This window comes from Streptomyces sp. NPDC002156 (assembly GCF_053593675.1).
In genome coordinates, this window is record NZ_JBSFDA010000022.1 from 55155 (window position 1) to 80367 (window position 25213).

Annotated in this window: 17 protein-coding genes and 2 pseudogenes; 5 read left to right on the plus strand and 14 right to left on the minus strand. The window is 70.9% G+C overall.

From position 1 onward, the window contains the following. The first annotated feature begins 44 nt into the window (after positions 1 to 44). From ACWCRB_RS12620 to ACWCRB_RS12630, 3 genes are all read left to right on the plus strand, one after another. On the plus strand, positions 45 to 896 hold the full coding sequence (locus ACWCRB_RS12620) for a carbohydrate ABC transporter permease (protein ID WP_450996061.1): 852 nt from the start codon (positions 45 to 47) through the stop codon (positions 894 to 896). Next, a complete protein-coding gene (locus ACWCRB_RS12625; RefSeq protein WP_450996042.1) occupies positions 893 to 1816 on the plus strand; it encodes a carbohydrate ABC transporter permease in 924 nt (307 codons plus the stop codon). The genes ACWCRB_RS12620 and ACWCRB_RS12625 overlap by 4 nt, the downstream gene beginning before the upstream one ends. Positions 1817 to 1907: 91 nt before the next feature. Continuing rightward, positions 1908 to 4268 carry a glycoside hydrolase family 3 N-terminal domain-containing protein gene (locus tag ACWCRB_RS12630; RefSeq protein WP_450996043.1) on the plus strand — a complete coding sequence of 787 codons (2361 nt, stop codon included), beginning with the start codon at positions 1908 to 1910 and terminating at the stop codon, positions 4266 to 4268. A 107-nt stretch (positions 4269 to 4375) separates the two neighbouring features. On the opposite strand, the gene ACWCRB_RS12635 is transcribed toward ACWCRB_RS12630, so the two are convergent. From ACWCRB_RS12635 to ACWCRB_RS12650, 4 genes are all read right to left on the minus strand, one after another. Next, positions 4376 to 6607, minus strand: coding sequence for an RICIN domain-containing protein (locus ACWCRB_RS12635; RefSeq protein WP_450996044.1), 2232 nt, complete (start codon positions 6605 to 6607; stop codon positions 4376 to 4378). A 99-nt stretch (positions 6608 to 6706) separates the two neighbouring features. Next, on the minus strand, positions 6707 to 7747 hold the full coding sequence (locus ACWCRB_RS12640) for a LacI family DNA-binding transcriptional regulator (RefSeq protein WP_450996045.1): 1041 nt from the start codon (positions 7745 to 7747) through the stop codon (positions 6707 to 6709). A 730-nt stretch (positions 7748 to 8477) separates the two neighbouring features. Continuing rightward, positions 8478 to 9452 (minus strand): DNA polymerase Y family protein, encoded by a 975-nt coding sequence (locus ACWCRB_RS12645; RefSeq protein WP_450996046.1) that lies wholly within the window; start codon positions 9450 to 9452, stop codon positions 8478 to 8480. 7 nt (positions 9453 to 9459) lie between these two features. Next, on the minus strand, positions 9460 to 12909 hold the full coding sequence (locus tag ACWCRB_RS12650; protein WP_450996047.1) for a DNA polymerase III subunit alpha: 3450 nt from the start codon (positions 12907 to 12909) through the stop codon (positions 9460 to 9462). A 205-nt stretch (positions 12910 to 13114) separates the two neighbouring features. Between ACWCRB_RS12650 and ACWCRB_RS12655 the strand changes: the two genes are divergently transcribed. Beyond that, the gene (locus tag ACWCRB_RS12655; RefSeq protein WP_450996048.1) at positions 13115 to 13606 is read left to right on the plus strand and encodes a DUF2975 domain-containing protein; all 492 of its coding nucleotides are present in this window, start codon (positions 13115 to 13117) and stop codon (positions 13604 to 13606) included. Then, positions 13606 to 13827 (plus strand): helix-turn-helix domain-containing protein, encoded by a 222-nt coding sequence (locus ACWCRB_RS12660; RefSeq protein ID WP_450996049.1) that lies wholly within the window; start codon positions 13606 to 13608, stop codon positions 13825 to 13827. The genes ACWCRB_RS12655 and ACWCRB_RS12660 overlap by 1 nt, the downstream gene beginning before the upstream one ends. Here the strand turns inward: ACWCRB_RS12660 and ACWCRB_RS12665 are convergent. From ACWCRB_RS12665 to ACWCRB_RS12710, 10 genes and pseudogenes are all read right to left on the minus strand, one after another. Next, complete coding sequence (locus ACWCRB_RS12665; protein WP_450996050.1) at positions 13776 to 14153, minus strand: MmyB family transcriptional regulator; 378 nt, start codon at positions 14151 to 14153, stop codon at positions 13776 to 13778. The genes ACWCRB_RS12660 and ACWCRB_RS12665 overlap by 52 nt on opposite strands. A 171-nt stretch (positions 14154 to 14324) precedes the next feature. Then, entirely contained in the window at positions 14325 to 15113 is a 789-nt protein-coding gene (locus ACWCRB_RS12670) for an NADPH-dependent F420 reductase (protein WP_450996051.1), read from the minus strand. A 197-nt stretch (positions 15114 to 15310) separates the two neighbouring features. Next, positions 15311 to 16390: a S1 family peptidase gene (locus tag ACWCRB_RS12675; protein ID WP_450996052.1), complete on the minus strand. Its 1080-nt coding sequence runs from the start codon at positions 16388 to 16390 to the stop codon at positions 15311 to 15313. Positions 16391 to 16635: 245 nt separating this feature from the next. Then, positions 16636 to 17658: a slipin family protein gene (locus tag ACWCRB_RS12680; protein WP_450996053.1), complete on the minus strand. Its 1023-nt coding sequence runs from the start codon at positions 17656 to 17658 to the stop codon at positions 16636 to 16638. Positions 17659 to 17879: 221 nt separating this feature from the next. Beyond that, on the minus strand, positions 17880 to 18788 hold the full coding sequence (locus ACWCRB_RS12685) for a S1 family peptidase (RefSeq protein ID WP_389357738.1): 909 nt from the start codon (positions 18786 to 18788) through the stop codon (positions 17880 to 17882). A 174-nt stretch (positions 18789 to 18962) separates the two neighbouring features. Further along, positions 18963 to 19716 (minus strand): annotated as a pseudogene (locus ACWCRB_RS12690) (DUF1684 domain-containing protein). A 124-nt stretch (positions 19717 to 19840) separates the two neighbouring features. Continuing rightward, complete coding sequence (locus ACWCRB_RS12695; protein ID WP_450996062.1) at positions 19841 to 21121, minus strand: NtaA/DmoA family FMN-dependent monooxygenase; 1281 nt, start codon at positions 21119 to 21121, stop codon at positions 19841 to 19843. Positions 21122 to 21147: 26 nt separating this feature from the next. Continuing rightward, positions 21148 to 22239, minus strand: coding sequence for an LLM class flavin-dependent oxidoreductase (locus ACWCRB_RS12700; protein WP_450996054.1), 1092 nt, complete (start codon positions 22237 to 22239; stop codon positions 21148 to 21150). A 490-nt stretch (positions 22240 to 22729) separates the two neighbouring features. Further along, positions 22730 to 24487: pseudogene (locus tag ACWCRB_RS12705) on the minus strand (FAD/NAD(P)-binding protein); the annotation flags it as partial. Beyond that, positions 24484 to 24705 (minus strand): hypothetical protein, encoded by a 222-nt coding sequence (locus ACWCRB_RS12710; protein ID WP_450996055.1) that lies wholly within the window; start codon positions 24703 to 24705, stop codon positions 24484 to 24486. The pseudogene ACWCRB_RS12705 and the gene ACWCRB_RS12710, both read right to left, overlap by 4 nt. Between the last annotated feature and the right edge of the window lie 508 nt (positions 24706 to 25213).

The following is a 25213-nucleotide window of genomic DNA, read 5'->3' on the forward strand; positions in this document are numbered from 1 at the left end:
CGCTCACCGCCCCCGCGCGCCGGTCAGGAGGCTCCGGCGTCCTGATGGCCGCCCCCGCCCTGCTGCTCTTCGGCCTGTTCGGGCTGGTCCCCCTGGTGGGAGTCGTGGCGCTCAGCTTGGCCCGCTGGGACGGCCTGGGCTCCATCGGCTGGGCGGGCCTCGCCAACTGGACCAGTGTCCTGACGGACGGCGCGACCTGGCAGGCGCTCGGCCTCACCGTCAAGGTGATGGCCGTGAGCTGGCTGGTCCAGACGCCCGTCGCGCTCGCCCTCGGGGTCTTCCAGGCCCCGAGGGGCAGGGCGCGGGCCCTGTTCGCCGTGCTGTTCTTCCTGCCGCTGCTGCTGTCGGCGGTGGCGATCGGCCTGACCTGGCAGGCGCTCCTCGACCCGTCCTTCGGCATCGGCGCCACGCCAGGCCTGCACTGGCTGGCGAAGCCGCTGCTGGGCTCGCCCGACCTGGCCCTGTACACGGTGATCTTCGTGATCGCCTGGCAGTTCGTGCCGTTCCACGCCCTGCTCTACCAGGCCGGGATACGACAGATCCCGACCGCCCTCTACGAGGCCGCCGCGCTCGACGGCGCCGGGCCCGTGACCCGCTTCCTGCACATCACGCTGCCGCAGCTGAAGTACACGACGGTCACCTCCAGCACCCTCATGCTGGTGGGCTCGCTGACCTACTTCGACCTGATCTTCGTCCTGTCGGGAGGCACCGGCGGCCCCGGCACCGCCACCCGCGTCCTCCCCCTCGCCATGTACATCACCGGGTTCCAGGCCCACGACATGGGCCGCGCCAGCGCCGTCGCCACCCTCCTGGTGGTCTTCGGCCTCGGCCTGTCGCTCCTGATGACCCGCCTGTCCGGCTTCACCCGGATGGACAGCCAGCAGGAGGGCATGTGAGCACCACCGTCACCCGGGCCCGCCACTCCCGTACGGCCACCGGCGGCGAACGCCCGACGCCACCCCCGCGGCCAGGCACCGCCCGCCGCCGCACGGCCGCCGACGCGGTACGCCGCGCCCTCACCGGCGGCACCACGCTCCTGTGGGCCGCGATCGTCGTCGTACCCGTGTACTGGCTGGTGGTGACCAGTCTGCGCACCCGCGCCGACTTCACCGCCGACAGCCCGCTCGCCCTGCCCGGCCACCCGACGCTCGACAACTTCCGGACCGTCCTGGCCGGGGACTTCACGACCTACCTGCTCAACAGCGTGATCGTGACCGTGGCGACGGTCGCCCTGACCGTGACCGTCGCCCTGATGGCCGCCTTCGCGATCGTCCGGGGCGCCGGAAGCCGTCTCTCCCGGGTGTCCTTCCGGCTGTATCTGCTGGGTCTGGCGATCCCGCTCCAGGCGGTGATCATCCCGGTCTATCTGCTGATCATCAGGATGCAGCTGTACGACAGTCTGCTCGCGATCGTCCTGCCCTCGGCGGCGTTCGCGCTGCCGATCACCGTGATGATCCTGGTGAGCTTTCTGCGCGACGTGCCCCGCTCGCTCTTCGAGGCGATGATCGTCGACGGCGCCGGCGACTGGCGGATGCTCTTCTCGCTCGCCGCGCCGCTGGCCCGCCCGGCCCTGATGACCGTCGCCGTGTACGACGGACTCCAGGTCTGGAACGGCTTCCTGTTCCCGCTCATCCTCACCCAGAGCGGCGACAAGGCCGTACTCCCGCTGGCACTGACCCTCTACCGGGGCCAGTTCGGCATCGACGTACCGGCGACGATGGCCGCGGTGGTGCTCTCCACCCTGCCGATGCTCGCGCTGTTCGTCCTGGCCAGGCGCCAGCTCGTCGCCGGTCTCACCGCCGGCTTCTCCAAGTAGCCCATACCACCGGGCAGTTCACCCCGTACGACGGCCGGGCCGGGTGCCCGGCCCCGTCGGCGTGCCCGCGCAATTCCCCGAGGAGTCGTCAATGACCACCACCATGCCGGACCACAGCGACGGCATCCCCCAGCAGGAGAAGGACGACCGGCCCTGGACCGACGCCGGCCTCCCGACCGCCGAGCGGGTCGAGGCACTGCTCGCCCGGCTCACCCTCCCCGAGAAGGTCGCCCAGCTCAGCAGCGCCTGGGAGGACGTCGAACCGGCCGGCCCCGAGGTGGCACCGGGCACCAGCATCTTCGACCGCGTCGGCGACCTCACCGGGACCGCCCGGCACGGCCTCGGCCAGCTGACCCGCCCGTACGGCACCCTGCCCCGGCCCGCCCTGGAGCACTCCCGGACCCTGGCCGAACGCCAGCGGCAGATCACCGGCCAGAGCAGGTTCGGCATCCCGGCCATGGCGCACGACGAGTGTCTGACCGGGTTCACCGCGTACGGGGCGACGATCTACCCCACCTCGCTCGGCATGGCGGCCACCTTCGACCCGGAGCTGATCCGGCGGGTCGGCGCGGCCATCGGCGCCGACATGGCCGAGGCCGGTGTCCACCAGGGGCTCGCCCCAGTCGTCGACGTGATCCGCGACTACCGCTGGGGCCGCTGCGAGGAGACGTACGGCGAAGACCCTTACCTGGTCGGCGAGATGGGCGAGGCGTATGTCACCGGTCTGCAGAGCGCCGGGGTGTACGCCACCCTCAAGCACTTCGCCGGGTACTCCGCCTCCATGGGCGGCCGCAACCACGCCCCGGTCGGCATCGGCCGCCGGGAGCTGTACGACGTCATCCTGCCGCCCTTCGAACGGCTCGTCGCCGCGGGCGTCGGCTCGGTCATGAACTCGTACGCCGAGATCGACGGCGAGGCGCCCGCCGCGAGCCGGTGGCTGCTGACCGAAGTCCTGCGGGGCGCCTGGGGGTTCGAGGGCACGGTCGTCTCCGACTACTGGTCCCTGCCCTTCCTGGTGAGCGCCCACCGGGTGGCCGAAGACCTGCCGGAAGCCGGAGCACTCGCTCTGAGCGCCGGGATGGACGTCGAACTGCCCGACCAGCGCGGCTTCGGGGACGCCCTGATGCACGCGGCGGAACAGGGGCTCGTGGACGAGGAGTTGATCGACCGCGCCGTACGGCGGGTGCTGCGGCAGAAGGCCGAACTCGGGCTCCTGGACCCCGACTGGGACCCGAGACCCCCCGCCCTGCGCGCGGGCGAACTCGACCTGGACAAGCCGGACAACCGCCGACTGGCCCACGCCGTGGCCCAATCCAGCGCCGTCCTGCTGTCGAACGACGGGACCCTGCCCCTCCCGTCCATCGGCCGGATCGCACTGATCGGCCCGTGCGCCGACGACGTACGCACCATGTTCGGCTGCTACAGCTTCCCCAACCACGTCCTCGCCGAACGCGACGACCTCGGCAACGGCGTCGAGGCGATCTCCCTGCGTACCGCGCTGGCCGAGGAACTCCCGTCCGTGCAGTGGGAGTTCGTGCGGGGCTGCCCGATCCGGGACGAGGACCGCTCCGGCATCCCGGCGGCGGTGGCGGCCTGCTCCGCCGCCGATCTCACGGTCCTGGTCGTCGGCGACAAGGCGGGCATGTTCGGCATCGGCACCTCGGGCGAGGGCTGCGACGTGGAGGATCTGCGGTTGCCGGGTGTCCAGGAGGAGCTGGTGGAGGCGGTGTTGGCGACGGGGAAGCCGGTCGTGCTGGTCGTCAGCAGTGGCCGGCCCTATGCCGTGGGCCGGTTCGCGGCCACCGCCTCGGCCATGGTGCAGGTGTTCCTGCCGGGCGAGGAGGGCGGCCGTGCCGTCGCCCAACTCCTGTCCGGCCGCGCCAACTTCAGCGGCAAGCTGCCCGTACAGATCCCCAACTCGCCCGGCGGACAGCCCTACACCTACCTCCATCCGCCGCTCGGCGACAGGCAGAGCTTCCTGTCCAACCTCGATCCGACACCCGCGTTCCCCTTCGGACACGGGCTGTCGTACACGGACTTCGACATCGACCTGCTCGCCGTCGACCGCGAACAGGTGCCGACGGACGGCGAGTTCACGGTCAGCGCGCGGGTCCGGAACACGGGGGCGGTCGCGGGTGCCGAGACCGTCCAGTTGTACGCCGTCGACCCGGTCGCCCAGGTGACCCGCCCGGTGCGTTCCCTGCTCGGCTTCGCCAAGGTCGAACTCGCCCCCGGCGAACAGGCCGTGGTCCGTTTCCACGTCCACACCGACCGCCTGGCCTTCACCGGCCTGACCGGCCACCGCATCGTCGAACCCGGCGAGATCCTGCTCCAGGCAGGCTCCTCCAGCCTGAACACACCGGTACGGGACGCGATCCGGCTCGTCGGCGAGGAACGGGACGCGACGGCCGTACGGCATCACGGCGTGCCCGTGACGATCGAGCGGGGCTGAGCCCCGCGCCCCTAGGGGCGCGGGGCTGTGTCGATCTGCGGCTCCGCCGCGGGGCGCGACCAGCCACAACGGACCCGCGACCGACACACCGCCCTTCCAGCGGAGCACTAACTCCGGATCCACGTCTGGGTCGCATTCCCCAGGCCCGTCCACAGCTGAACCTTCGAACCGTTGGCCGTGCCCCAGCCGGTCACGTCGATGACCAGACCGTTGGAGCGGTTGACGATCGTGCCGTCGACCCGGAACGACCACTGCTGGCTGGTCTTGCCGTTGCAGGCCCACAGGATGACCTTGGTGCCCGTGGTGGTGCCGTCGGCGTTCGCCGCGAGGCACTTGCCGGAGACGCGGAGTTCACCGGCCGCGGTCCGGGTGATGGTCTGGTTGGCGTTGCCCGAGCAGTCGTAGACCTGGACCTGGACACCCGTCTGACCGTTCGGGACGTCGAGGCAGCGCCCGGAGTTCGTGCCCTTCAGGGTGAACGTCGAGGCCGTGGGCAGCGGGTCCTGTACCAGCTGCCAGTCCTGCGAGCCGTCGTCGGTCGACGCCGCCAGGGTGACGGAGCCGCCCGCGGTCGCTCCGGTCATGTACAGGCTGGTGTTACGGACCGAACGGAGCTTGTAGTACCCGCTGGTGGTAGCGGCGACCTGGGTCCACGCCTTGTCGGTGGCGCCGTCGTCGACCCACTGGGCCAGCTTCTGCCCGGCCGTGGCGCTGCCGGTCCAGATGGCGACCGCACGGCCCCCCGCCTTGTTGAGCAGCGTCACGTCGCTGCCCTTGGCGGTCAGGTGCCAGCGCTGGGTGTTCGCGGCGGAGTCCGCGCCCAGGACGAGGTCGGGGGTGTTCCCGGTGAGGTTCGCGTCCTGCGTCTTCGCGGAGGCGGTGCTCAGGACCTGGCCGGTCAGCCGGTTGACGAGGCTGTGGTAGGCGCCGTCGGAGCGGCCGAGGTCGACCTCCGCGTACTTGACGGGGCCGACGCTGCCACCGCTCCAGGACGCCTGGAGGATCAGGACACGGCCCGTGCCGTCGACGTACTGCAGGTTGCGGCTGTACCCGGCGGCGATGGTCGTCTGGTACTGCTTCCAGGTGCCGGTGCTCAGCCCGGACTCGTTCACCCAGACGCTGCCGCTGCCGGAGGCGTTGTAGACGATCCGGCCGTCCGGCATCGGCAGGAGCACCGGACTGCCGCCGGTGGCAAGCGTGTTCCCGCCCGAGGGCACGGGCAGCGCGGTGATCGCGGCGTCCGTGGCCGAGAAGAACTTCAGCGGGTCGTCGGAGATCCGGTAGCGGACGTTGGTGCCGCCGCCCCAGTACTCGTACGTCAGCAGCCACTTGCCGTCGGTCGTCGGGGCGATGGTCGTCATGCCCGGCCGGCCGCCCCCGATCTCCGTCTTGCCGCCGCCCATGCTCACGGTCGAGCCCGGGACGTCCACGACCGGGCTGCTCCACGCCGAGGTGCTGGCGCCGTCCCAGGTCCGGTGCAGGAGGACCTGGCCGCCGGAGTCGGTCGCCGTGTCGTTGTCCGGGTCGAGGGTCGGGGCGCCGGTGGTGGTGTCGTACCCGGTGTAGTCCTTCTCGTCGGAGTAGTACGCGATGAGCTTGCCGTTGTGGGCGAGCAGGTGGGGTTCCCAGATGGGGTCGACCTGGGCCTCGGTGTTGGCGGCGGAGACCCGGCCGACGGCGCCCGCGCTGCCGCCCTGCCAGCCGCCGGCCTCGATGATGTTCTTGAAGCTCCAGGTAGCGCCGTCATCCGTGCTGGCGTACAGGGCGAGCGCCACGTCCTTGCGGTCGCCGTCGCCGGACGGTGTCCAGCTGGAGTCGGCGGCCTTCTGCTCCTGGTAGTAGGCGTCGTCGCCCGAGACGATGCTCGCGAGCAGCAACGTGCCCGCGCTGAGGCTGCCGACGGCCTGCGGAAGCACGTACAGATACGGGTTGGTCCAGTTGCTCGTGTACTTCGCGTACGCGGAGTCACTGGAGAGGTAGGCGGGGGCCTTGATGTCGGCCAGCTTCGCCCACGTCGTACCGGCGTCGTCGCTCTTGTAGAGGGGCATCGTCTGCCCCACCGGAGCGCTCTGGCTGTTCTCGAACGCCGCCACGATCCGGCCGCTCGGCAGCTGGGCCGACTTCGGGTAGAGCACGCAGGGGTTCTTGTTGCACGCGGCGGTGTTGTCCGCCGTATACAGATTCGCGGGACTCGGCTGATATGCCGACGCGTTCGTCACGGAGACGACGGCGAATGCCACGCCTATGCCGAAGGCGGTCGCCGAAGCGAAAGCCTTTCGCGCCCAGGATCTTTTCAACGGCGTTCCTTCGAAAGGGGCTGCAGGGAGATGCAGAGGCATGCAGAGGGATGCAGGAGGCCTGCGGGAAGGACGCCAGTATTCGCAAACAACACCGCGCTGTCACCGGCACATTGCGAAAGGGTTTCGCGCGAAGACGGGTTACGGGGTATTGACTCGGCGGCGGACGGACGTCGAGGTCCGCAGCACCAGTTCCGTCGCCAGCTCGATGCGCGGGGACGCGGGCGGCCTGCCCTGGGCGAGATCCATGAGCACCCGGGTCGCCTCCCGCCCCAGTTCCTCGAACGGCTGGCGCACCGCGCTCAGCGGCGGGCAGGCCATGGCCGCCACCAGCGTGTCGTCGAAGGACATGACCGACAGGTCCTCCGGTACGGACAGTCCCTGCTGCCGGGCGGCCTCCAGCACACCGAGCGCCTGCGCGTCGCTGGCCGCGAAGACGGCCGTGGGTGGATCGGCGGCCCGCAGGATCTGCAGGCTCGCGGCGAGCGCCTCGGTGTAGTCGAAGTCGGTGGAGCGCACGATCGCCGGGTCGTAGCCGATGCCCGCCTCGTCCAGCGCGGCCCGGTAGCCGTGCACGCGGGCCGCCCCGGCCAGGGAGTGCGAGCGGCCCGCGACCATGCCGATCCGGTTGTGCCCCAGCCCCAGCAGGTGCTGTACCGCGTCCCGGGCGCCGCTCCAGTTCGTCACCCCGATGCTGGGGATGTCCTCGGAGGGCGCGCTGAGCGGGTCGATCAGCACCACCGGCAGCTGCTGCTCGACGATCCGCCGCTGGTCGTCCTCGGCGAGCATCGAGATGACGATCACGATGCCGGCCGCGCCGAGCGCCACGCACTCCTCCAGCCACCCGGAGATCGACCGCCGGCTCGTCGTCCCGGTGATCACGTCGATGCCCAGTTCACCGGCCGCGTCCACGATGCCCCGGGCGACCTCCAGCGTGTACGGGCCGGACAGGTCACGGAAGACGACGATGATCTGCCGGGGCGTAGCGGGATCCCGCTCCCACGGGCGGACGTAGCCGTACCGCTCCAGCAGCTCCTCGACCCGGTCCCGGGTCGCCGCGCCCACGTCCCGGCGCCGGTGCACCACCTTGGACACGGTGCTGAGCGAGATCCCCGCCTCGGCGGCGATGCTCGTCAGCAGACCGTACTGCGCTTCCTGCCGGCCCTTGCCTCGACCTGTCACCCGATGCCCGTTCCGTACGCCGAACACCGATGCGCCGGACCGCACCGCGTACCTGACCAAAACCTCGCCGCAAGGTAACGGGGCCCGGCACGAGGAGACAAGACCTGGGAGCTCAGGGCCTGTCGTCCGGATCACGCCTGGGCCGCGGGGCGGCCGTGACATCAGCCGCTCCGAGGCGGGCACCCGTCTGCCGCGCCGGCGCGCCCGCCGACTCCCTCACGCGTCGACGTCCTCCTCCGCCTTGCGGCTGCACGCTCGACTTCGCCCGAGCGGGGAACCCCATCGCCCCGCTCACCGGCAGACGACGGCACCGCAGCCCGAAGCCGACGTGATCCAAACGACAGGCCTTGGCCGCTCTCCCTGGACGGACGTCGCGCGTCGCCGGCGTCGGAGGACCGGGCGCGGATACGACGGTGCAGGCCGACGCCGGCAGCCATGTGCCGCCGTTCCCCCGCCACTCGGCTCCCCGGCACCGGGAACGCCGACGCCACGGCGGACCTCGCCGACCGCCGCATCGGCGTACTCCTCGACGGACTGCGCACCCCCACCACCGAAACACTCCCCGCCCCGGCCCCGGCCGCTCCGAAATCGACCACTTCGCCCGCACCACGTACGGACCGTGGCCAACGACGGCCGACCGGGGACCGTGCACGTGACGGCCGTGCCCGGCGCCGCCCCGGTACCGACGCCGGCGTCCACGGACTGCCCGCAGGAGGCCCTCCACACGTGGTCAGGCCATTCCGGCCGTGCCGGCGGGCCGGACCGCCCCTGGCCCGAAGCGTGCCCTGGCCTTGTCCGCCGCTGCCTCGATCCGGTGGGCCCTGTCGTCGCCGGTGCCGAAGGTGAGTTGCCGGGTGGCCGAGTCCGCGTCGAACAGGCCGTCCGCCCGCAGGGTGATGCCGCGGACCCTGGCTCGCTGCAGGCCGAGCGTCGCGTACAACGCGTAGGTGACGGACCGCAGTTGGGGGCCGTGCGCGGTCGGCTCCGGCAGGGTGCGGCTGCGTGTGGTCGTCGAGTGGTCGGCGTACCGGACGGTCAGGGTCAGGGACCGGCAGACCTGGCGCTCGCCCCGGAGTTGGGCGCCGAGCCGCTCGGCCAGGTGCGACAGGGCGCCGCGCTGCCGGCCGGGATCGAGTTCGTCCCGCCCGAAGCGGTGCTCCGCGGAGAGGGAACGCGGCGGGGCGCCGGGGGTGACCCGGGTGGGGTCGATACCGGCCGCCCGTTGGTGGAGTTGGCGCCCGGCGGTCGTACCGAGGATGCGTTGCAGTGTGGCCGGCGGGGCGACCGCGATCGTGTCGAGGGTGGTCAGGCCGTACGAGGCCAGGGTGCGTACGGTCGCCGGGCCCACGTCCGGCAGGGCGGCGACCGGCAGACCCGCGAGGAAAGCGGTGATGCCCTGAGGGGTGTCGGGGACGGTGTGGATCGCGCCGGGTGCTCCACGGGTGGCCGCCAGCCGGGCGAGCAGCGGGTTGGGGGCGACGCCGATCGTGCAGTCGGCGTCGCAGCCCGCGGCGGCGCGCATCCGGATCACGGCCGCCAGCCCGGTCGCGTCACGGTCGAAGTACCGCGTGCTCCCCGACACGTCGGCGAACGCCGCGTCGGGCGGCAGCGCCTGGACGACCGGGGTGATCTCGCCGAGCAGGTCCAGGAGTTGGAGAAACGTTTCTTCCGGGCATGGGCTGCCGAAGTGGACGTAGAGGATCATTCGTCGGTCACCCCGCGCTTCCGGGACTGGAGTGATGGAAGGTCCGTCCGCTGATGACCGGGGCGCCAGGAGGTTGCAGGTCGGCCCAGGGGTGCAGTTCGTAGCCGGTGGGCTGGGTGATGGTCCGGTGCGCGGCGGCCGGACCCGCTGCGGGGGCCTGACGGGTGAGGCGGTCGGCGACGGCGGCCGGGCCCCCGTCCCGGTACAGGTCGATCAGCTCGGCCAGATCCCAGGCGGCGGTCCCGGTGATGCTGAACGCGCGCGGTGCGCGGCGGGCCACCGTCCCGCGTACCAGCAGCAGGCCGCTGTGGAAGACCGTGTGGGCGCAGCGTGCGTGACTGTCCTCGAAGAACGCCAGGTCGGACAGGCCGGTGGGGTCGTCGAGGGTGGCGAAGACGACGCGCTTGCCGGAGCGGATCGGCGGGGTCTGGGTGGCGACCTTGATCCCGGCGACCAGGACGGGAGTGCCGTGCCGCAGATGCGGCAGATCGGCGGCGGGGGTCGCGCCGATGTCGGCGAGCAGGGACTGGTGGTCCTCCAGCAGATGACGGGAGACATCCATGCCGAGTACGTCGAGTTCCGCGGCGAGTTGCTCGGAGGTGCTCATCACCGGCAGCCCCGCTGTCGTAACGCCGTCCGTCGAGGCGCCCGGATCGTCGTCCATGGGGAGTTGCCCCGAGGCCGAGCCGTGTCCGCGACCGGACCGGTGCAACTCGGCGATCCGCAACAGCAGTTCACGCCGGGGCCCGAAGGAGTCCATCGCCCCGACCTGGGCGAGGCGTTCGGCCAACGGCCGGCTGGGCCGGGCGCGTTGCCAGAAGTCGCCCAGTGAGGTGTAGGGCTGTCCGCCGGTGATGCGTTCGGTCTCGGCCTCGGTGATACCGCGTACTTGGGACAGTCCGATCCGAACTCCCCACTTATCAGACACCAGTTCGATTCTGTGTGCGGCCCGGGAGTGGTTGATGTCGGGCAGCAGCAACGGCACCCCGTGCCGACGGGCGTCGGCGGCCAGGACCCGCTTGTGGTACATCCCCGGATCATGGGTGAGCAGCCCGGCCAGCAGGGCCGCCATCCGGTGGGCCTTGAGCCAGCTGGACTGGTAGGCGGGCTGCGCGAAGGCCGCAGCGTGCGCCTTGGCGAAGCCGAAACTCCCGAAGCTCTCCAGGATCCCCCACACCTCCCGGACGACCTGCGCCTGGTAGCCACGGGTACGGGCCTCGGCGGCGAACCAGGCCCGCATACGGCCGTGCCGGTCCGGGTCGGACAGCGCGCGGCGCGCCTCGTCGGCCATGCCGCGGTCGCAGCCGGTCATCGTCGTCATGATCTCGATGACCTGCTCGTGGAAGACCACCTGCCCCTTGGTCTCCTCCAGGATCGGCTTCAGGCTCGGGTGCGGATAGCGGGCCTGGGTCCGGCCGTCGCGGGCCTCGATCATCGGGTGCACCATGTTCGCGGCCACCGGGCCGGGCCGGAACAGGCTGATGTCGATGATCAGGTCGAGGAAGGAGCGGGGCCGCAGGTTTCTAACCAGCTCGCGTTGGCCAGGGCTTTCGAGCTGGAACGTGCCCATGGTGTCCCCGGACACGATCATGTCGTAGGTCGCCGGATCGTCGGGCGGCACCTGCGCGGGGTCGTCCAGGTCGAGATGCTCGCCGGTGACCCGCTCGATCTCGGCGACCGCGTGGGCGAGCGCCGACTGCATCCGTACGCCGATGACGTCGATCTTCGGGTGTCCGGTGTCCTCGATGTCCTCCTTGTCGAACTGGGCCATGGTGATGCCCTCGACGGTGGTCGGCATCACCGGGGTGCGCGCCAGCAGCCCGGCGTTGGACACCAGGAGCCCGCACGGGTGCATCGCGGCCTCGTTCGGCAGCCCGTCCAGCATCTCCACCAGCTCCCACAACCGGCCGTGGTCCTCCCCGGCGACCTCGCGCAGCTCCGGCAGCTCGGTCAGCGCCGCCCGGGCGTCCCGGGCCCGGATGTGCGGAAACTCCTTGGCCAGCCGAGCGGCCCGGTCGGGGTCCACGCCCCGCGCCCGCGCCACGTCCTCGATCGCCCCGCGCACCCGGTACGTCTTGTACACCGCGAGCGTCGCCACCCGCTCGCCCCCGAATCTCTCGCGCACCGCCTGATAGATCTCGAGCCTGCGGGCCGACTCCACGTCCAGGTCGATGTCGGGCAGCGCGGACCGCCGCGCGGACAGGAAGCGTTCCATGACCAGGCCGTGCGCCACCGGATCGACCGGGCTGATCCCCAGCAGGTGGGTGACCAGCGAGCCGACCCCCGAGCCGCGCGCCGCGACCCGGATACCCAGCTTCTGGGCCTCCGCCGCGACCTCGGTGACGGTCAGGAAATAGCCGGCGAAGCCGTGCCCGGCGATGATCCGGAGCTCGTCCTCCAGCCGGTCCCACCGCGCCACCTCCCTGTGATAGCCGCGGTTCATCATCCCCGCCGCACACCGTTCGGCCAGTACACGGTCGGCCGACTCCGCACTGGCGCCCACCAGATCGGGCTCCGGCAGATTCAGCCGCCCCAGCCCGAACGCCTCGCCCGGATCGACCACGCAGGCCGCCGCCGTCTCCTCGGTCGCCTTCAACAACTGCTGCGCCTCCGCGCCGCGTCCGCCCATCGCCTCGGCGATCCGTCCGGCGATCCGTTCCATCTCCCCGGCGTCCTTCAGCCAGCGCTGCCCACTGTCCAGCCGGGCCGCGTCCCGGTTGTCGATCGGCACCAGCAGACGCGCGGAATCCAGGATGTCGGCAACCTCCCGCTGGCCCGGATCGGCGTATCGCACGCTGTTGCTGAGCACGGCCGTCACCTGCTGCTCGGCGGCGAAGCCCGCTATCCGCGCGGCCAGCCGCAGCGACCCCGGTCCGGTGCCGGGCCGCCCATGGCAGACCACCTCCAGGCGCAACGCCTCCCCGAACCGCTCCCGCCAGGGCTCCAGCAGCAGCGCCGCCCGGTCCGGCCGCCCCGCCGCCAGCGCGAGGCCCACCTCGGAACCGGCCCCGAGCAGCACGAACAGCCCGTCGCCGTCACCGGCCAGGTCCTCCCAACCGATCCCTTCGGACGACGCGGCCGACTCGGCGGACGTGGCGGCGGTGGACACCAGACGGCACAGCTCGGCCCAGCCGGACGCGGACCGCGCCAGGAACACCGCCCGGAACGGCGCCTCCGTCACGAAGGCACCACCCCTGGCCGGAGTGCGCTGCCGCTTCGCCCCGGCCGACCGGGCCCCCGGCGCACCGGGAACCGCCAGATCAGTACCGAACAAGGGCCGTACTCCGGCCCGCGCGCACGCCTTCGCGAAGCGCACGGCACCGGCGAGGGAGTCCCTGTCGGTCAGTGCGAGAGCGTCCAGCCCACGTTCCGCCGCCCGCTCCGCGAGCGCGTGCGGATGGCTGGCGCCGTAGCGCAGTGAGTAGCCACTGGCGACATGGAGGTGCGTAAACGACATACACACCTCCTGCTACCCACAAGCCCCCCTTCGACCGACCCGTCCCACGAGGTCCTCACCATAACCCAAGGCTCGCACACTCGTTCGATTGCCGCATTCGGGAGGACTTCGCGGCGCACTCCCCACCCCACCCCGTTACCCCACCCCTTGCTTCACCTATCGAATTTCGATAGATTTCCATCGCAACTCGATGGAAGGACGGGCCGTGGGAAAGCTGACAGTACGTGCGCTGCGCGCCGTGCTCGTGGTGGTGCTCGCCGGCACCGTGTTCGTACAGGCATTGATGGTGTGGGTACTGGTCAGCGGGAACGACCCGGAAGACGGATCGCTCCCGCTGACCGCGCTGCGTGTGATCACGATCCTGGGCATGGTGTCGGTGCAGGTCGCTGTGGTCTGCGTGTGGCGGCTGGTGGCGATGGTGCGACGCGGAACCGTGTTCTCCCACGCCGCCTTCCGGTACGTGGACGGCGTGATCGGCGCGATCGTGGCGGCCGCCCTCGTGTGGTTCGCGGTCACGGCCGTCAACGCGCCGGGCCAGCGGGACGACCCGGGTGTCACCGTCATCATGGCCGGGGTCGGCCTGGCCATCCTGGGGGTCGCCCTCATCGTGCTCGTACTCCGGATGCTCCTCGCCCAGGCCGTCGCACGCGACGTCGAAGCGGCACAGATGCAGGCCGAGCTGGACGAGGTGATCTGATGCCGATCACCGTCGACATCGACGTGATGCTGGCGAAGCGGAAGATGTCCGTGGGCGAACTCGCGGACCGCGTGGGCATCACGCCCGCCAACCTCGCGGTACTCAAGAACGGCCGCGCCAAGGCGGTCCGCTTCGCGACGCTCGCCGCGCTCTGCGAGGTGCTCGAGTGTCAGCCGGGCGACCTGCTGCGCTGGGAGGCCGCGGACGCCGCCGGCGGATGACGCGCCCTTCGACGAACAGAAGTGCCATGACCTGCGAGGACTACACGGGCGAACCGCCAACAACTGCGAACGGTCACAACACGCTCTCCGACGAGAGTGGTCGGATCGGGGCGGCGGGGGGGGGCGTTGCCGACCGGGGCACGCAACCGGGCCGTACAGCCTCGCAGTTGGCTGTCCGGGTCCGCGAAGAGGCTGCGGGCAACCCGGGGGAGGCAGAAGAAACGGCGGGCGACATTGCACTGCCGGGCGGGCCGGCCTTCAGTGCCTGCCCGCGGCCGTAACCCGCCCGGGTCGGCGGCGAAGACGTCGCCGGTACGGCTGACCACGCGCGCGGGGTCGGGCCGCAGACTCTCCGGCGGGAGCCCGCGGCCCGGCGTACGGGTGCGGCTGGGGACGGTAAAGGGTGCGGGCGGGGAGGGCGGGCGGGGAGTGCGGGCGAACCGCCCTGACCTGCCCGGTTCCCCCGCCCTCCCCGCGCCAGTCCCGCCCTCCCCACCTCAGTCCCGACTGAGAGTCGCCCTGGCGTCGCCCGCAGCCCGCCGGACAGCACTGCCGGTCAGTTCCCGCACCTTGTCGACCGGCACCGGAACACCCGGCGTCTCGAAGAACCAGCGCCCCATCTCCTCCTGGGTCAGCCCTTCGGGCTGCGCCGCCAGGTACGGCTGGACGTACACCGGAGTGCCCGGCTCGCTGCGCCAGCTGTCGGCCAGCGTGCCGATGTCCACCGCGTCGTAGCCGAGGGCGTCCAGCAGCTCACCCACCTGCGCCTTGGCGGCCGTGTCGTCACCGGCGACGGGCAGAGCGCTGCGGTCGGGGGCACCGGCGGGCCGGGCGGAGGTGAACAGGCGCCGGAAGTCGATGCTGTTGAACGCCTTGACCACCCGGGACTCGGCCAGGTGCCGCTGCACCAGGGCGCTGGAGGTCTGCTCGCCCGCGTCCAGCTCGGCGATCCGACTGTCGCGGTCGGGGTAGTAGTTCATGGTGTCGATGACTGTCCTGCCCGCCAGGGCTGCGGCGGGCAGCAGCTCGTAGGCGCCCAGCGGGACCGTCGCCACCACCAGGTCACCGGCCTGCGCGGCCTCCTCGGGCGTGGCCGCACGCGCCTGCGGACCGAGTTCGGCGACGAGGTCGGCGAGGGTCTCGGGGCCTCGGGAGTTGCTCAGTACGACGTTCAGACCGGCGCCGACGGCGAGGCGGGCCAGCGCGCCGCCGATCATGCCGCTGCCGATGAGTCCGAGGGTCTTGGCCATGAGGTCTTGTCTCCAGTCAGCGGTTCTAAGTGCCATACATGATCTACTCACTGAATAGTGAAACTCAGTGTCAGGATCGAAACTGTATCTCACCGAGACGTCACACTGGCCGCCGCCCACAACGAAAACCCGCCCCCGGAAACCCAGGGGCGGGATCGTCCCGGACCGATCAGGCCGGGAAAGGGATCGTGCGCAAAGGATGCGAAGGATGCGAACGACGCGAAGGCGAAGCCTCAGCCGATCTGCGTACCCGTGGCCGACAGCGCCTCCGTGACCGGCTGGAAGAAGGTCTCCCCGCCCGAGTCGCAGTCACCGCTGCCGCCGGAGGTGAGGCCGATCGCGCTGCTGCCCGAGAAGAGCGAGCCGCCGCTGTCACCGGGCTCGGCGCAGACGTCGGTCTGGATGAGCCCGTTGACGATGTCGCCGTTGCCGTAGTTCACGGTCGCGTTCAGACCGGTGACCGTGCCGGTGTGCACCTGGGTCGTGGAGCCGCTGCGGGTCACCGACTGGCCGACGGTGGCCGATGCCGCGCCGGTGATCTGCTGGGCGCTGCCGTTGTAGAGGTCGACCTCGCTCGGGTGGTCGACGTCGGCCGTGTACTTGACCAGGCCGTAGTCGTTGCCGGGGAAGCTGGACGACTCGTTCTCGCCGATCACGCCGGACGAGTCCGACCACGTCGAGATCGACTCGGTGCAGTGCCCGGCCGTCAGGAAGTACGGCTCGCCGCCCTTGACGACGTTGAAGCCGAGCGAGCAGCGGCCACCGCTCCCGGTGATCGCGTCGCCACCGGCGATGAAGGGCCTGAACTCCCCCTTCGTACGCTGGAGTTCGGCCGTACCGCCGAGGCCGTCGACGACCTTGGTGAGCGTGGCCCACTCGGCCGCCGAGACCGTGCGGTCGGCGGTGACGACGACCTTGTTGGCCGTCGGGTCGACCGCCCACGAGGTGCCGGGGATGGTCGCGTCCTGCTTCAGGGTCGTACGGGCACTGTCGAGTTCGGCGACGGAGTTCTCGACGATCCGGGCCTTGGCGCCGGCCGACTCGACGGACTGGGCCGCCGCTTCGTCGAGCACGTTGACGACGAGGGTCTTCGTCTTCGCGTCGTAGTACGTTCCCGCGACGTCGGCGCCGAGGTCCTTGCCGAGTGTCGAGGCGATCTTTCCGGCCGCCAGGACCGAAAGGGCCTTGGGCTCGGCGGACTTGGTGACCTCGCTCGCGTTCGCACTCTGGAAGGTCACTCCCGCGGCGACGAGTGCGGTGATACCCGCACCTACCACGGTGGCACGGCGCCTGGATATGCGTCGGTGCTTCAACTTGCGTCCTCCTGTGGGGGGTTCGGCCGGAGGTTGTGGGGACCTCCTTGGCCGGTCGAACTGCACCCACTATTCCGAGACGTTCAGGGAGCGCACAAGGTCGACTTCAGGACGCGCGTAGATAAACGGGCGTGCGCCCCCACCGGCAAACCCACCTTGACTGTCCACGGTCATCGCACAGTTGCCTCACATGAATTCGCACTGCAAACACGACGGGTGGGTAACGAGTGGGCAGACGGTGAGGTCTAGTCCTGTCTTGAATTCGCCCCTTCGGGGCTCAGTTCCAACAGGGACGCGGCGGACGGAAGTTGCTCCTGCAGCGATTGCTCGGACAGTGATTGCCCGGACTGACCGGATCGCTCGGCGATCGCCGACCGCTCCTCGTCGTCCGACGCATCCGACGCCCGCGCCACCTCCGGCGACCCCGCCGCTGGCGCCGGCGCGACCGGCCGTTCCGCCGAGGGCGCGACCGGCTGCCCGACCGGCTGCCCAGCTGATTGCCCGGCCGGCTGCTGTGCCCGTTCCAGGAAGCGGAGCAGCTCCACCGGGAAGGGCAGGACGAGCGTCGAGTTCTTCTCGGCCGCGACCGCCACCACCGTCTGGAGCAGCCGGAGTTGGAGCGCGGCAGGCTGCTCGGACATCACCCCGGCGGCCTCCGCCAGCTTCTTCGAGGCCTGCAGTTCGGCGTCCGCGTTGATGACCCGGGCCCGGCGTTCGCGGTCGGCCTCGGCCTGCCGGGCCATCGAGCGCTTCATGGTCTCCGGCAGGGACACGTCCTTGATCTCGACCCGGTCGATCTGCACACCCCAGCCCATCGCCGGGCTGTCGATCATCAACTCCAGGCCCTGGTTGAGCTTTTCGCGGTTGGAGAGGAGATCGTCGAGATCGCTCTTGCCGATGATCGAACGCAGCGAGGTCTGCGCCATCTGCGAGACCGCGAACCGGTAGTCCTCGACCTGGACGACCGCGTCGGCCGCGTCGACGACCTTGAAGTAGACGACCGCGTCGACCCGGACCGTGACGTTGTCCCGCGTGATGCCCTCCTGCGCGGGCACGGGCATCGTCACGATCTGCATGTTGACTTTGCGGATCTTGTCCACGAAGGGCACGATCACCGTGAACCCTGGCCCACGGACGTTCGACGTGAGCCGACCGAGCCGGAACACCACACCCCGCTCGTACTGTTTGACGACTCGCGCCGCCGATGCCACGTACATCACTCCGACGGACGCGACAGCGACTCCCGCTGTCACCAGCTCCTCGACCATGCCGGCCCCCCAGGGTCCGAAGTGGGCGTATGCAGGGGAGACTTCCTGTACTACCGATATTTCCCGTACTGCCGATACTTTCTGTACTCCGAAGGTAACTCCGTCAGGCGCACAAGAGCGAGCCCCCGCACGCGAGTTGCGTACGGGGGCTCTCCTGCTGCTGCCGGCTGCAGGTCAGGCCGTGCGAAAACCGATAGTGCCGGTTGTTCCAGCCGTTTGCTCTAGAAGACGCTGACGCCGTAGGCGCTCAGGGCCTCCGTGACGGGCTGGAAGAAGGTCGTACCACCGGAGGTGCAGTTGCCACTGCCGCCCGAGGTCAGACCGTAGGCGACACCGCCGTTGGAGTAGAGCGGCCCGCCGGAGTCGCCGGGCTCGGCGCAGACCGTGGTCTGGATCATGCCGTAGACGATGTCACCGCTGCCGTAGTTGACCGTGGCGTTCAGTGCGGTCACCCGGCCGCTGTGCGTGCCGGTGGTGGAACCGCGGCGGTAGACCGTGGTGCCCACGGACGGGGTGGCGGCGCTGGTGATGTCCACGCTGCCGACGGTGCCCGAGATCGAACTCGTCGGGTAGCTGGTCGAGTACCGGACGATCCCGTAGTCGTTGGTCGGGAAGCTGGAGCCCGAGGTCGCGCCGAGCAGCGTCGTACGACCGGAGTTGGACCACCAGTTGCCCGCGCCGTCGGTGCAGTGACCCGCGGTCAGGAAGTAGTACGTGGAGCCGCTGCGGACGTTGAAGCCCTGGGAGCAGCGCCAGCTACTCGCATAGATAGCGTCGCCGCCGGAGATCAGTTTGTTGAACGTACCCGGGGTCTTCTTGATGGTGATGGCGCCGGCGGTGGTGCCCGCCTGCCGCTTGATCTTCGCGATCTCCGCCTTGGAGACCGTGCTGTCGACGGTGACGACAACGCGGTTCGTCTTGGCGTCGACGGCCCAGGCGGTGCCCGGGATGTCGGCCTTGAGCACCGAGCTGCTCGCCTTCGAGAGCTGGGCGGTGCTGAAGGAGGTGACGTCGGCGGCGGTCGCATTGGGGATCGCGACTGCGGCCGCGGCCACGAGTCCGGTGCTGACGGCGATCAGCCGGGTCCGTCTCGTGATGCCACTGCGGGGGGTGGTGCGCTTGATCCTCACTTGTCGTTCCTCCACATGGGAAGTCGGGGGCCCGCGTGGGGTCGGGGCCCGTGAGGCGCAGTCAGGGACCACTCTGTCCGGATTCCGAACATGCTGTGACCCTGACAAGCGCTGGGTGGGAGTATTCGGCCGTACCGCCGACCGACGCAAGGGCGCCTTTCGGCCTCACGTTGTTCAACCCCCGTACGACCCGGAGGGGTTGATCAAGGAGCTAGGTGTTCTGGTGACGCTCTGGCAGTGCTCCGGCGGCGTACCGGCATCGCTCCAGCGGAGATCGCGTTCTCCTGCGGCTATCGCGACGACCAGCGTATTCGCCGACAGGGGAAAGGGGCAGACGAAGCGGTCGGCGAACGCACACGGTGGAAGCAGGGACCGGTTGAAGTCCACCGTCGCGCGCCCCTCCGCGCCCGGAGCGGCAGGGCACGGAAACCGGAGGCGATAACTGCCGTCGCCGCTGGTCGAGTCGGCGAAGACGGCCCACAGCGTGTCGCCCTTCGTACGGTGTGAACTGGCCGGGCACCGACCGGCGCGGGTCGTACGCGGTGACCTCGACGCCCTTGGACGCCGTACGGGTCTCGGAGGCGGGGCCGAAGTCACGCACACCCCAGCCACCCTCGCGCACCAGTACGACCAGGCGTCGCTCCCCGAGGCCGACCCGGGCGGCGCCCGCCGGGCCCTGGCCGGCGGCCGGCCGGACCTCCCCGGCGAAAGGCTCACCGTCGAGCGTCAGCCCGTCCGGGGCCACAGCGGTCAGGACAACCGCATCACCGTCGACTGCCCACCACCCACGGATGGCCGGAATTCGACCGTCCGGAAAGCCCTCGACCCAGTGCGTACCGACGAGCGAGAGGGGCCCGTAGGGCGCCGACACCGTCCCGATGCGCCGTTCGTGCCATTTCCGCGACGCCTCGGACGCGTCCACCGTCATGAACCCACTCCAGCTCACTCCCTGGAAACACTCCGTGCGCCGCCCTCGGCACACGCCCGGACCACGCGTTCTGTGCGCGGCCCGTACACAACCTGTATGTCATCTTTGTCGGCGCGACGCCCTGTCAGCCCGTCCATACGGGTTCGCCCAGCCCGAGGTGCGAGCGCAGGGTGACCCCCTCGTATTCCGTACGGAACGCGCCACGTTCCTGGAGCAGCGGCACGACCAGGTCCACGAACTCATCCAGTCCGCCCGGGGTGAGATGCGGGACGAGGACGAACCCGTCGGCCGCCTCCTCCCGTACGACCGTGTCGAGCCCGTCGGCGACCGACCGCGGGGTGCCGACGAAGGAGTGCCGGCCGCTCGCCTCGATGACGGTCTGCCGGATCGACAGCCCCTTCGCCCGGGACAGGGCCCGCCACCGCTCGGCCACCTGGACCGGGTCGGCGATCCCGCCCCTCCCCCGCACCACGGCCCTCCCCGGCACCGGGTCGAAGTCGGGCAGCGGACCGTCGGGGTCGTAGGAGGAGAGATCGGTGCCCCAGATCTCCTCCAGCGCGAGGATCGCGTGCTGCGGCGAGACCTGCTGCCGGCGGATCTCGGCGGCCTTCTCCCGCGCCTCGGCGTCGGTGTCGCCAAGCACGACACCCACCCCGGGCATGACCTTCAGGTCCCCGGGCGCCCGCCCGTACTTCGCGAGCCGCCCCTTGAGGTCGGCGTAGAAGGCGCGCCCGGCGTCCAGACTCCCGTACCTCGCGAAGACCACGTCGGCGGCCGACGCGGCGAACTCCCGCCCCTCCCCCGAGTCCCCCGCCTGGATCACCACCGGCTGCCCCTGCGGTGAGCGCGGTACGCCGAACTCGCCCGCGATGTCGAAGTGTTGGCCCCGGTACGCGAAGGGCCGGGACACCCCCTCCGGTGTCCAGGAGTCCCACAACTCCCGTGCCGCCTCGACGAATTCGGCCGCGCGCGGATACCGATCGGCCCGGTCGAGAAAGCCGCCGCGCCGAAAGTTCTCGCCGGTGAGGGCATCAGCCGAGGTCACCACGTTCCAGGCGGCCCGTCCGCCGCTGAGATGGTCCAACGTGCCGAATCTGCGGGCGAGTTCATACGGTTCGCCGAAGGTCGCGTCGACGCTGGCGGCGAGCCCGATCCGCCCGGTGACGGCGGCGAGCGCGTTCAACACGGTGATCGACTCGGGCCGCCCGACCACGTCCAGGTCATAAATCCGATCCTCGTGCTCGCGCGGCCGCAGCCCGTCGGCAAGGAGGAAGAAGTCGAACAGCCCGCGCTCGGCGGTCCGGGCGAGCCGCTCGAAGGACGCGAACCCGATCGGCGACCCGTCCCTCGGATCGGCCCACACGGTGGTTCCGTCGGCCCCCGGGAAGTACGCGGCGAGGTGCATCTGCCGACGCCCCGGCGCCCGTACGGTCATGACGCACCCCTGGCGGCCACGACCGACCCGGCGTACTGGTTGACGGGCCGGGCCAGTCCGAGGTGCTCCCGGAGAGTACGGCCCGGGTAGAAGGTGCGGAACAGGCTCCGGTGCTGGAGCAGCGCCACCGTTCCGTTGACGAGCCGCTCCAGGTCGCGGCGCGGCTCGGCGGGGACGAGATGGAAGCCGTCGACGATGCCGGACATGTGCCAGGCGGTGATCAGCTCGGCGAGGTCGACGGGCCCGCCCCGGTACAGCGGCCCGTGCACGCTCAGCCGGGGACCGCCTCCCCCGTGCCCCGGCGCGGCGGCGTGCTCACCACCCCCAAGGTCGACGACGAGGCTCGCGAGGACCCGCAACCCGTCCGGATCGCGCCCCAAGTCCTTGGCGGCGACACGCAGTTCGTCCCGTACGGCACCCGCCTGGGCGGCGCTCACGGCCCGGACGAGCACCACGTCGGCGTACTGGGCCGCGGTCTGCCGGGCCTGTCCCTCGGTCACGTCGACGACACGGACGGGATGCCCCTGGGGCGGCCGCGGCACAACGGACGGGCCCTTCACGGAGAAGGTGGCGCCCTGGAAGTCGACGTGGTGCAGCTTGTCCCGGTCGATGAAACGGCCGGCCGCCACGTCCCGTATCTCGGCGTTGTCCTCCCAGCTGTCCCACAACCGGGCGGCCACGTCGGCGACTTCACCGGCCTCCCGCCACAGCGCGTCGCCGGGTTCGGCGCGGCGGCGGCCGAAGAGCCGGGCCTCGGCCTCGGTCGCCGACACGTCGAGCTGCCAGCCGGCCCGGCCGCCGCTGACCCAGTCGAGGGTCGCCACCGCCGCTTGGACGTGAAAGGGCTCGGTGTGCGTGGTGGTCACGGTGGGCACAAGACCGATCCGCGAGGTGGCGGGCGCGACCCGCGCGAGCACACCGAGCGCGTCGGGGCCGGGGCGCGCGAAGGAGTCCCCGAGCGTCACGAAGTCGAGCCCGCCACGCTCGGCGAGCCGCGCCGACTCGACGTACAAGTCGGCGTCGAACAATCCCTGTCGGTCGACGGCAGCGGCCAGATGCAGCAGCCCCCGACCGTGCGTTGAGGTCATGGGTAAACCTTTCGTCGGTGCGCTCACAGCACCCGCATGGCAAGGCAGGACTTCAGGCGGCGGTGTCGCGCTCGGCATCCGACCCGGCGCCCGGTCGGGCATCGCGCTCAGCGCTGGACTCGACACCAAGCCCGACACCGCGCTCAACACCGGACCCGACAGCGCGCTCAGCACCACGTCCGACACCGGACTCGGCACCCGGCCCGGTGCCCGATTCGGCGCCCGGCTCGATACCGGACTCGACACCGCGCTCAACACCGGACCCGACAGCGCGCTCACCACCACGTCCGACACCGGACTCGGCACCCGGCCCGTCGCCCGATTCGGCGCCCGGCTCGATACCGGACTCGACACCGCGCTCAGCACTGGACCCGACACCAAGCCCGACACCGCGCTCAACACCAGACCCGGCAACGCGCTCAGCGCCGCGCTCGACACCGGACTCGGCGCCGAGCAAGTGACCGGGCTCGGCACCGCGCTCGCGACAGTCCAGCGCCCGCAGAAAAGACAGCGCGGCGCGCGCCGTCGCGTCGTTCTGGCGGAACGCGGGACCGCCGGTGCGCGGCCGGGTGAACGCCCCGGAGCCCCGCGCCTCGGTGTGCGGCCCGAGCGCGAAACGCCGGGGATGCGGCCGGCCGTCCCGGTCCAGGAGCCGCCCGTCACCGGGGTCCACGGCGAGCAGCCCCTCGGGGGTGACGGCGGCCCCGTCGGCGTACAGCTCGCGCAGCAGGGTGTCGCGGGCGCGCTCCACGGTCGGCTCCGGCAGCCGTGCCTCGACGAGCGCGCGGGCCTCCACCGAGGCACCGGGCACACTCGCACCGCTCGCCCGGAACACCCCGTCCTCTGCGGTGACGATCGTGTCGGCGCCGAGGAAGTTGAGGATGCCGGCCCGGGACAGCGCGAGCATCTGCCGCAGCCGGGGCCCGGGCGGCCCCGAGGCGAGATAGCTGAAGAAGCCGTGCCACCAGGACCCGATGTCCCCGAGCCGCACCAGCTGCCCGTAGACGGAGAGCAGCCCGAGGAAGACAGCCAAGTCGGGGCTGTACGAGGGATTGTGATGCCGGGTCAGATCGTCCCGGATGTACCCCCGCAGCCCCTCCTGGAGCGCTTCGTACGACGGATACCGCACCCCCTCCAGCGGACGGTCGAGGGCGTCGAGGTCGAGCCGGTCGGCCGGGTCGGGCACGGTGGAGGCGACCAGTACCTCCCGCTCCGCCAGGTCCGCGGCGGCGTACTTCTCCTCGAAGTCCGTCCAGGTGCCACTCGTGCGCTCCGGGTGGACGGTGAACAGCCGGTGGTAGTGCGCGAACCCCAACTCCTTCTCCACCAGCGGCCATACGTCCCGCCGGAAGTCGAAGCCGTCCGGACGCGCGAGCAGGGCGTCCACCTCGGCGGGCCCGAAGAACCGCGGCAGCGGCGGCCGTTCACCGGTCCAGTCGTAGCCGATCTTCGAGTGGTACGGCACCCCGCGCCGCGAGCCGACGTACAACACGGGCTCGTGCCCGGACGGCAGATAGGTCAACTCCCCTTCCGCACCGGAAGGATCACCCTCGTACCGCCCGCCGCGCCCCTCCGTGAGCAGCACCATGAGGTCGACGAAGGCCAGCCCGAAGCCGCGCACGAGGACCGGTTCACCGGGCGTGAGCGCGGACAGATCGCTGTCGGCGGTGAAGTCGGGCGGCAGATGGACCAGCCCATGAGCCTGCGCGTACGCGGCCAACTCGCGCTGCTCGTCGTCGAGTTCGGCGTCGAGATGGCCGAGCGTCAGGACGACGAGGTCGGCGAGCAGCGGCCGGGCGTGTCCTTCCAGCCACACCTGCTGACGCCCCTCGCGCGGCCCGCTGACCCGCAGCGCGCGCCCGGCGTGGTGCCGGACGCGGACACCGGGCGGCAGGGCGGCCACGGAATCCTCGTACACCCAGTTCAGATAGGCGCCGAGGCGCTGCCGGTCCGAGAAGACCCGGCCGTCGATGTCCGCCCACTCGTGCAGCGTGGGCCCCGGGCGCACCGGGCCCTTCATGGTCACCGTCTCGTCGGTGAACATGGTGACGTCCTGGGCCTGCGAGTTCATCCACAGCAGCGGGGACTGCTCCTGGCGCCAGATCCGGCCGGCGCCCGGCGGATGGGGGTCGACGAGATGGATGTCGAGGCCCGAATCCCCGTACAGCTCGGGCGCGTTGGCGGCGATCCGCTCCAGAAGACCGGTCCCCCGCGGACCGGCCCCCACGATGACAAGAGTCGGCCTCACCGGGCAACTCCCTCGCTCGAGTACGCGGCCTCGTGCAGCGTCAGCCCGATGACGGCGACGGCGACGGCGGTCAGCCGGAGCGTGAGCCACGGGCCGCGCGGTACGGCGGCGGTCCACTGGCCGTGCCGCCGGCGCCGGACGACGACCGGAAGGGTCTCGTCGCGTGATTGTGCCGCGTCCGCGGGTGGGGCCGACTTGGCCAGAGTGTGTGAGGACATGCGAGGGCTCCGTGACGCGATAGGTCGAACACGGTGATGCCTTCACACAGGTGCGCGCGGCACGGACACGACGCGGAACGTCGTATCTGGCGCGCGTTACGGCCGAGCCCCTCAGCAGAGCCGTTCACCGACTGTACGGCGCCGTTTCCCCTCGCTGTCAAGGCTGTCCGAACTGTGAGCGGTTCGTCTCATGTCGGTTGACGCCGAACCGGATGCCTGTTCCACTTACCCCATGCATCCACAGCAGTGGCTGGTCAAACGCTCCCACATCGACTTTGGTCGAGTGTGGTCCTCCTCCTGTTGAGCTGACCCCCTGCGCGCCCGCTCGTACGGGCGCCTTTTCGCGTTCTCCCGCGCACATCACGCACTTCACGCTTAGCCAGCGCCTTCACACCCGCGCACACCCCTCCCCTCACGCGCCCCTTTCTTCTCCCGTAACCCCTGCCCGACAGCGAACTCACGAAGGTCACAGATCTGACCCAGTTGTGCGGCCTGAACGTGGCGCCCG

Coding starts and splice junctions, on each gene's coding strand:
- ACWCRB_RS12620 (WP_450996061.1), top strand. CDS start 45: ATGGCCGCCCCCGCCCTGCTGCTCTTCGGCCTGTTCGGGCTGGTCCCC.
- ACWCRB_RS12630 (WP_450996043.1), top strand. CDS start 1,908: ATGACCACCACCATGCCGGACCACAGCGACGGCATCCCCCAGCAGGAG.
- ACWCRB_RS12635 (WP_450996044.1), bottom strand. CDS start 6,607: ATGCCTCTGCATCTCCCTGCAGCCCCTTTCGAAGGAACGCCGTTGAAA.
- ACWCRB_RS12645 (WP_450996046.1), bottom strand. CDS start 9,452: ATGATCCTCTACGTCCACTTCGGCAGCCCATGCCCGGAAGAAACGTTT.
- ACWCRB_RS12650 (WP_450996047.1), bottom strand. CDS start 12,909: ATGTCGTTTACGCACCTCCATGTCGCCAGTGGCTACTCACTGCGCTAC.
- ACWCRB_RS12660 (WP_450996049.1), top strand. CDS start 13,606: ATGCCGATCACCGTCGACATCGACGTGATGCTGGCGAAGCGGAAGATG.
- ACWCRB_RS12670 (WP_450996051.1), bottom strand. CDS start 15,113: ATGGCACTTAGAACCGCTGACTGGAGACAAGACCTCATGGCCAAGACC.
- ACWCRB_RS12680 (WP_450996053.1), bottom strand. CDS start 17,658: ATGGTCGAGGAGCTGGTGACAGCGGGAGTCGCTGTCGCGTCCGTCGGA.
- ACWCRB_RS12695 (WP_450996062.1), bottom strand. CDS start 21,121: ATGCACCTCGCCGCGTACTTCCCGGGGGCCGACGGAACCACCGTGTGG.
- ACWCRB_RS12700 (WP_450996054.1), bottom strand. CDS start 22,239: ATGACCTCAACGCACGGTCGGGGGCTGCTGCATCTGGCCGCTGCCGTC.
- ACWCRB_RS12710 (WP_450996055.1), bottom strand. CDS start 24,705: ATGTCCTCACACACTCTGGCCAAGTCGGCCCCACCCGCGGACGCGGCA.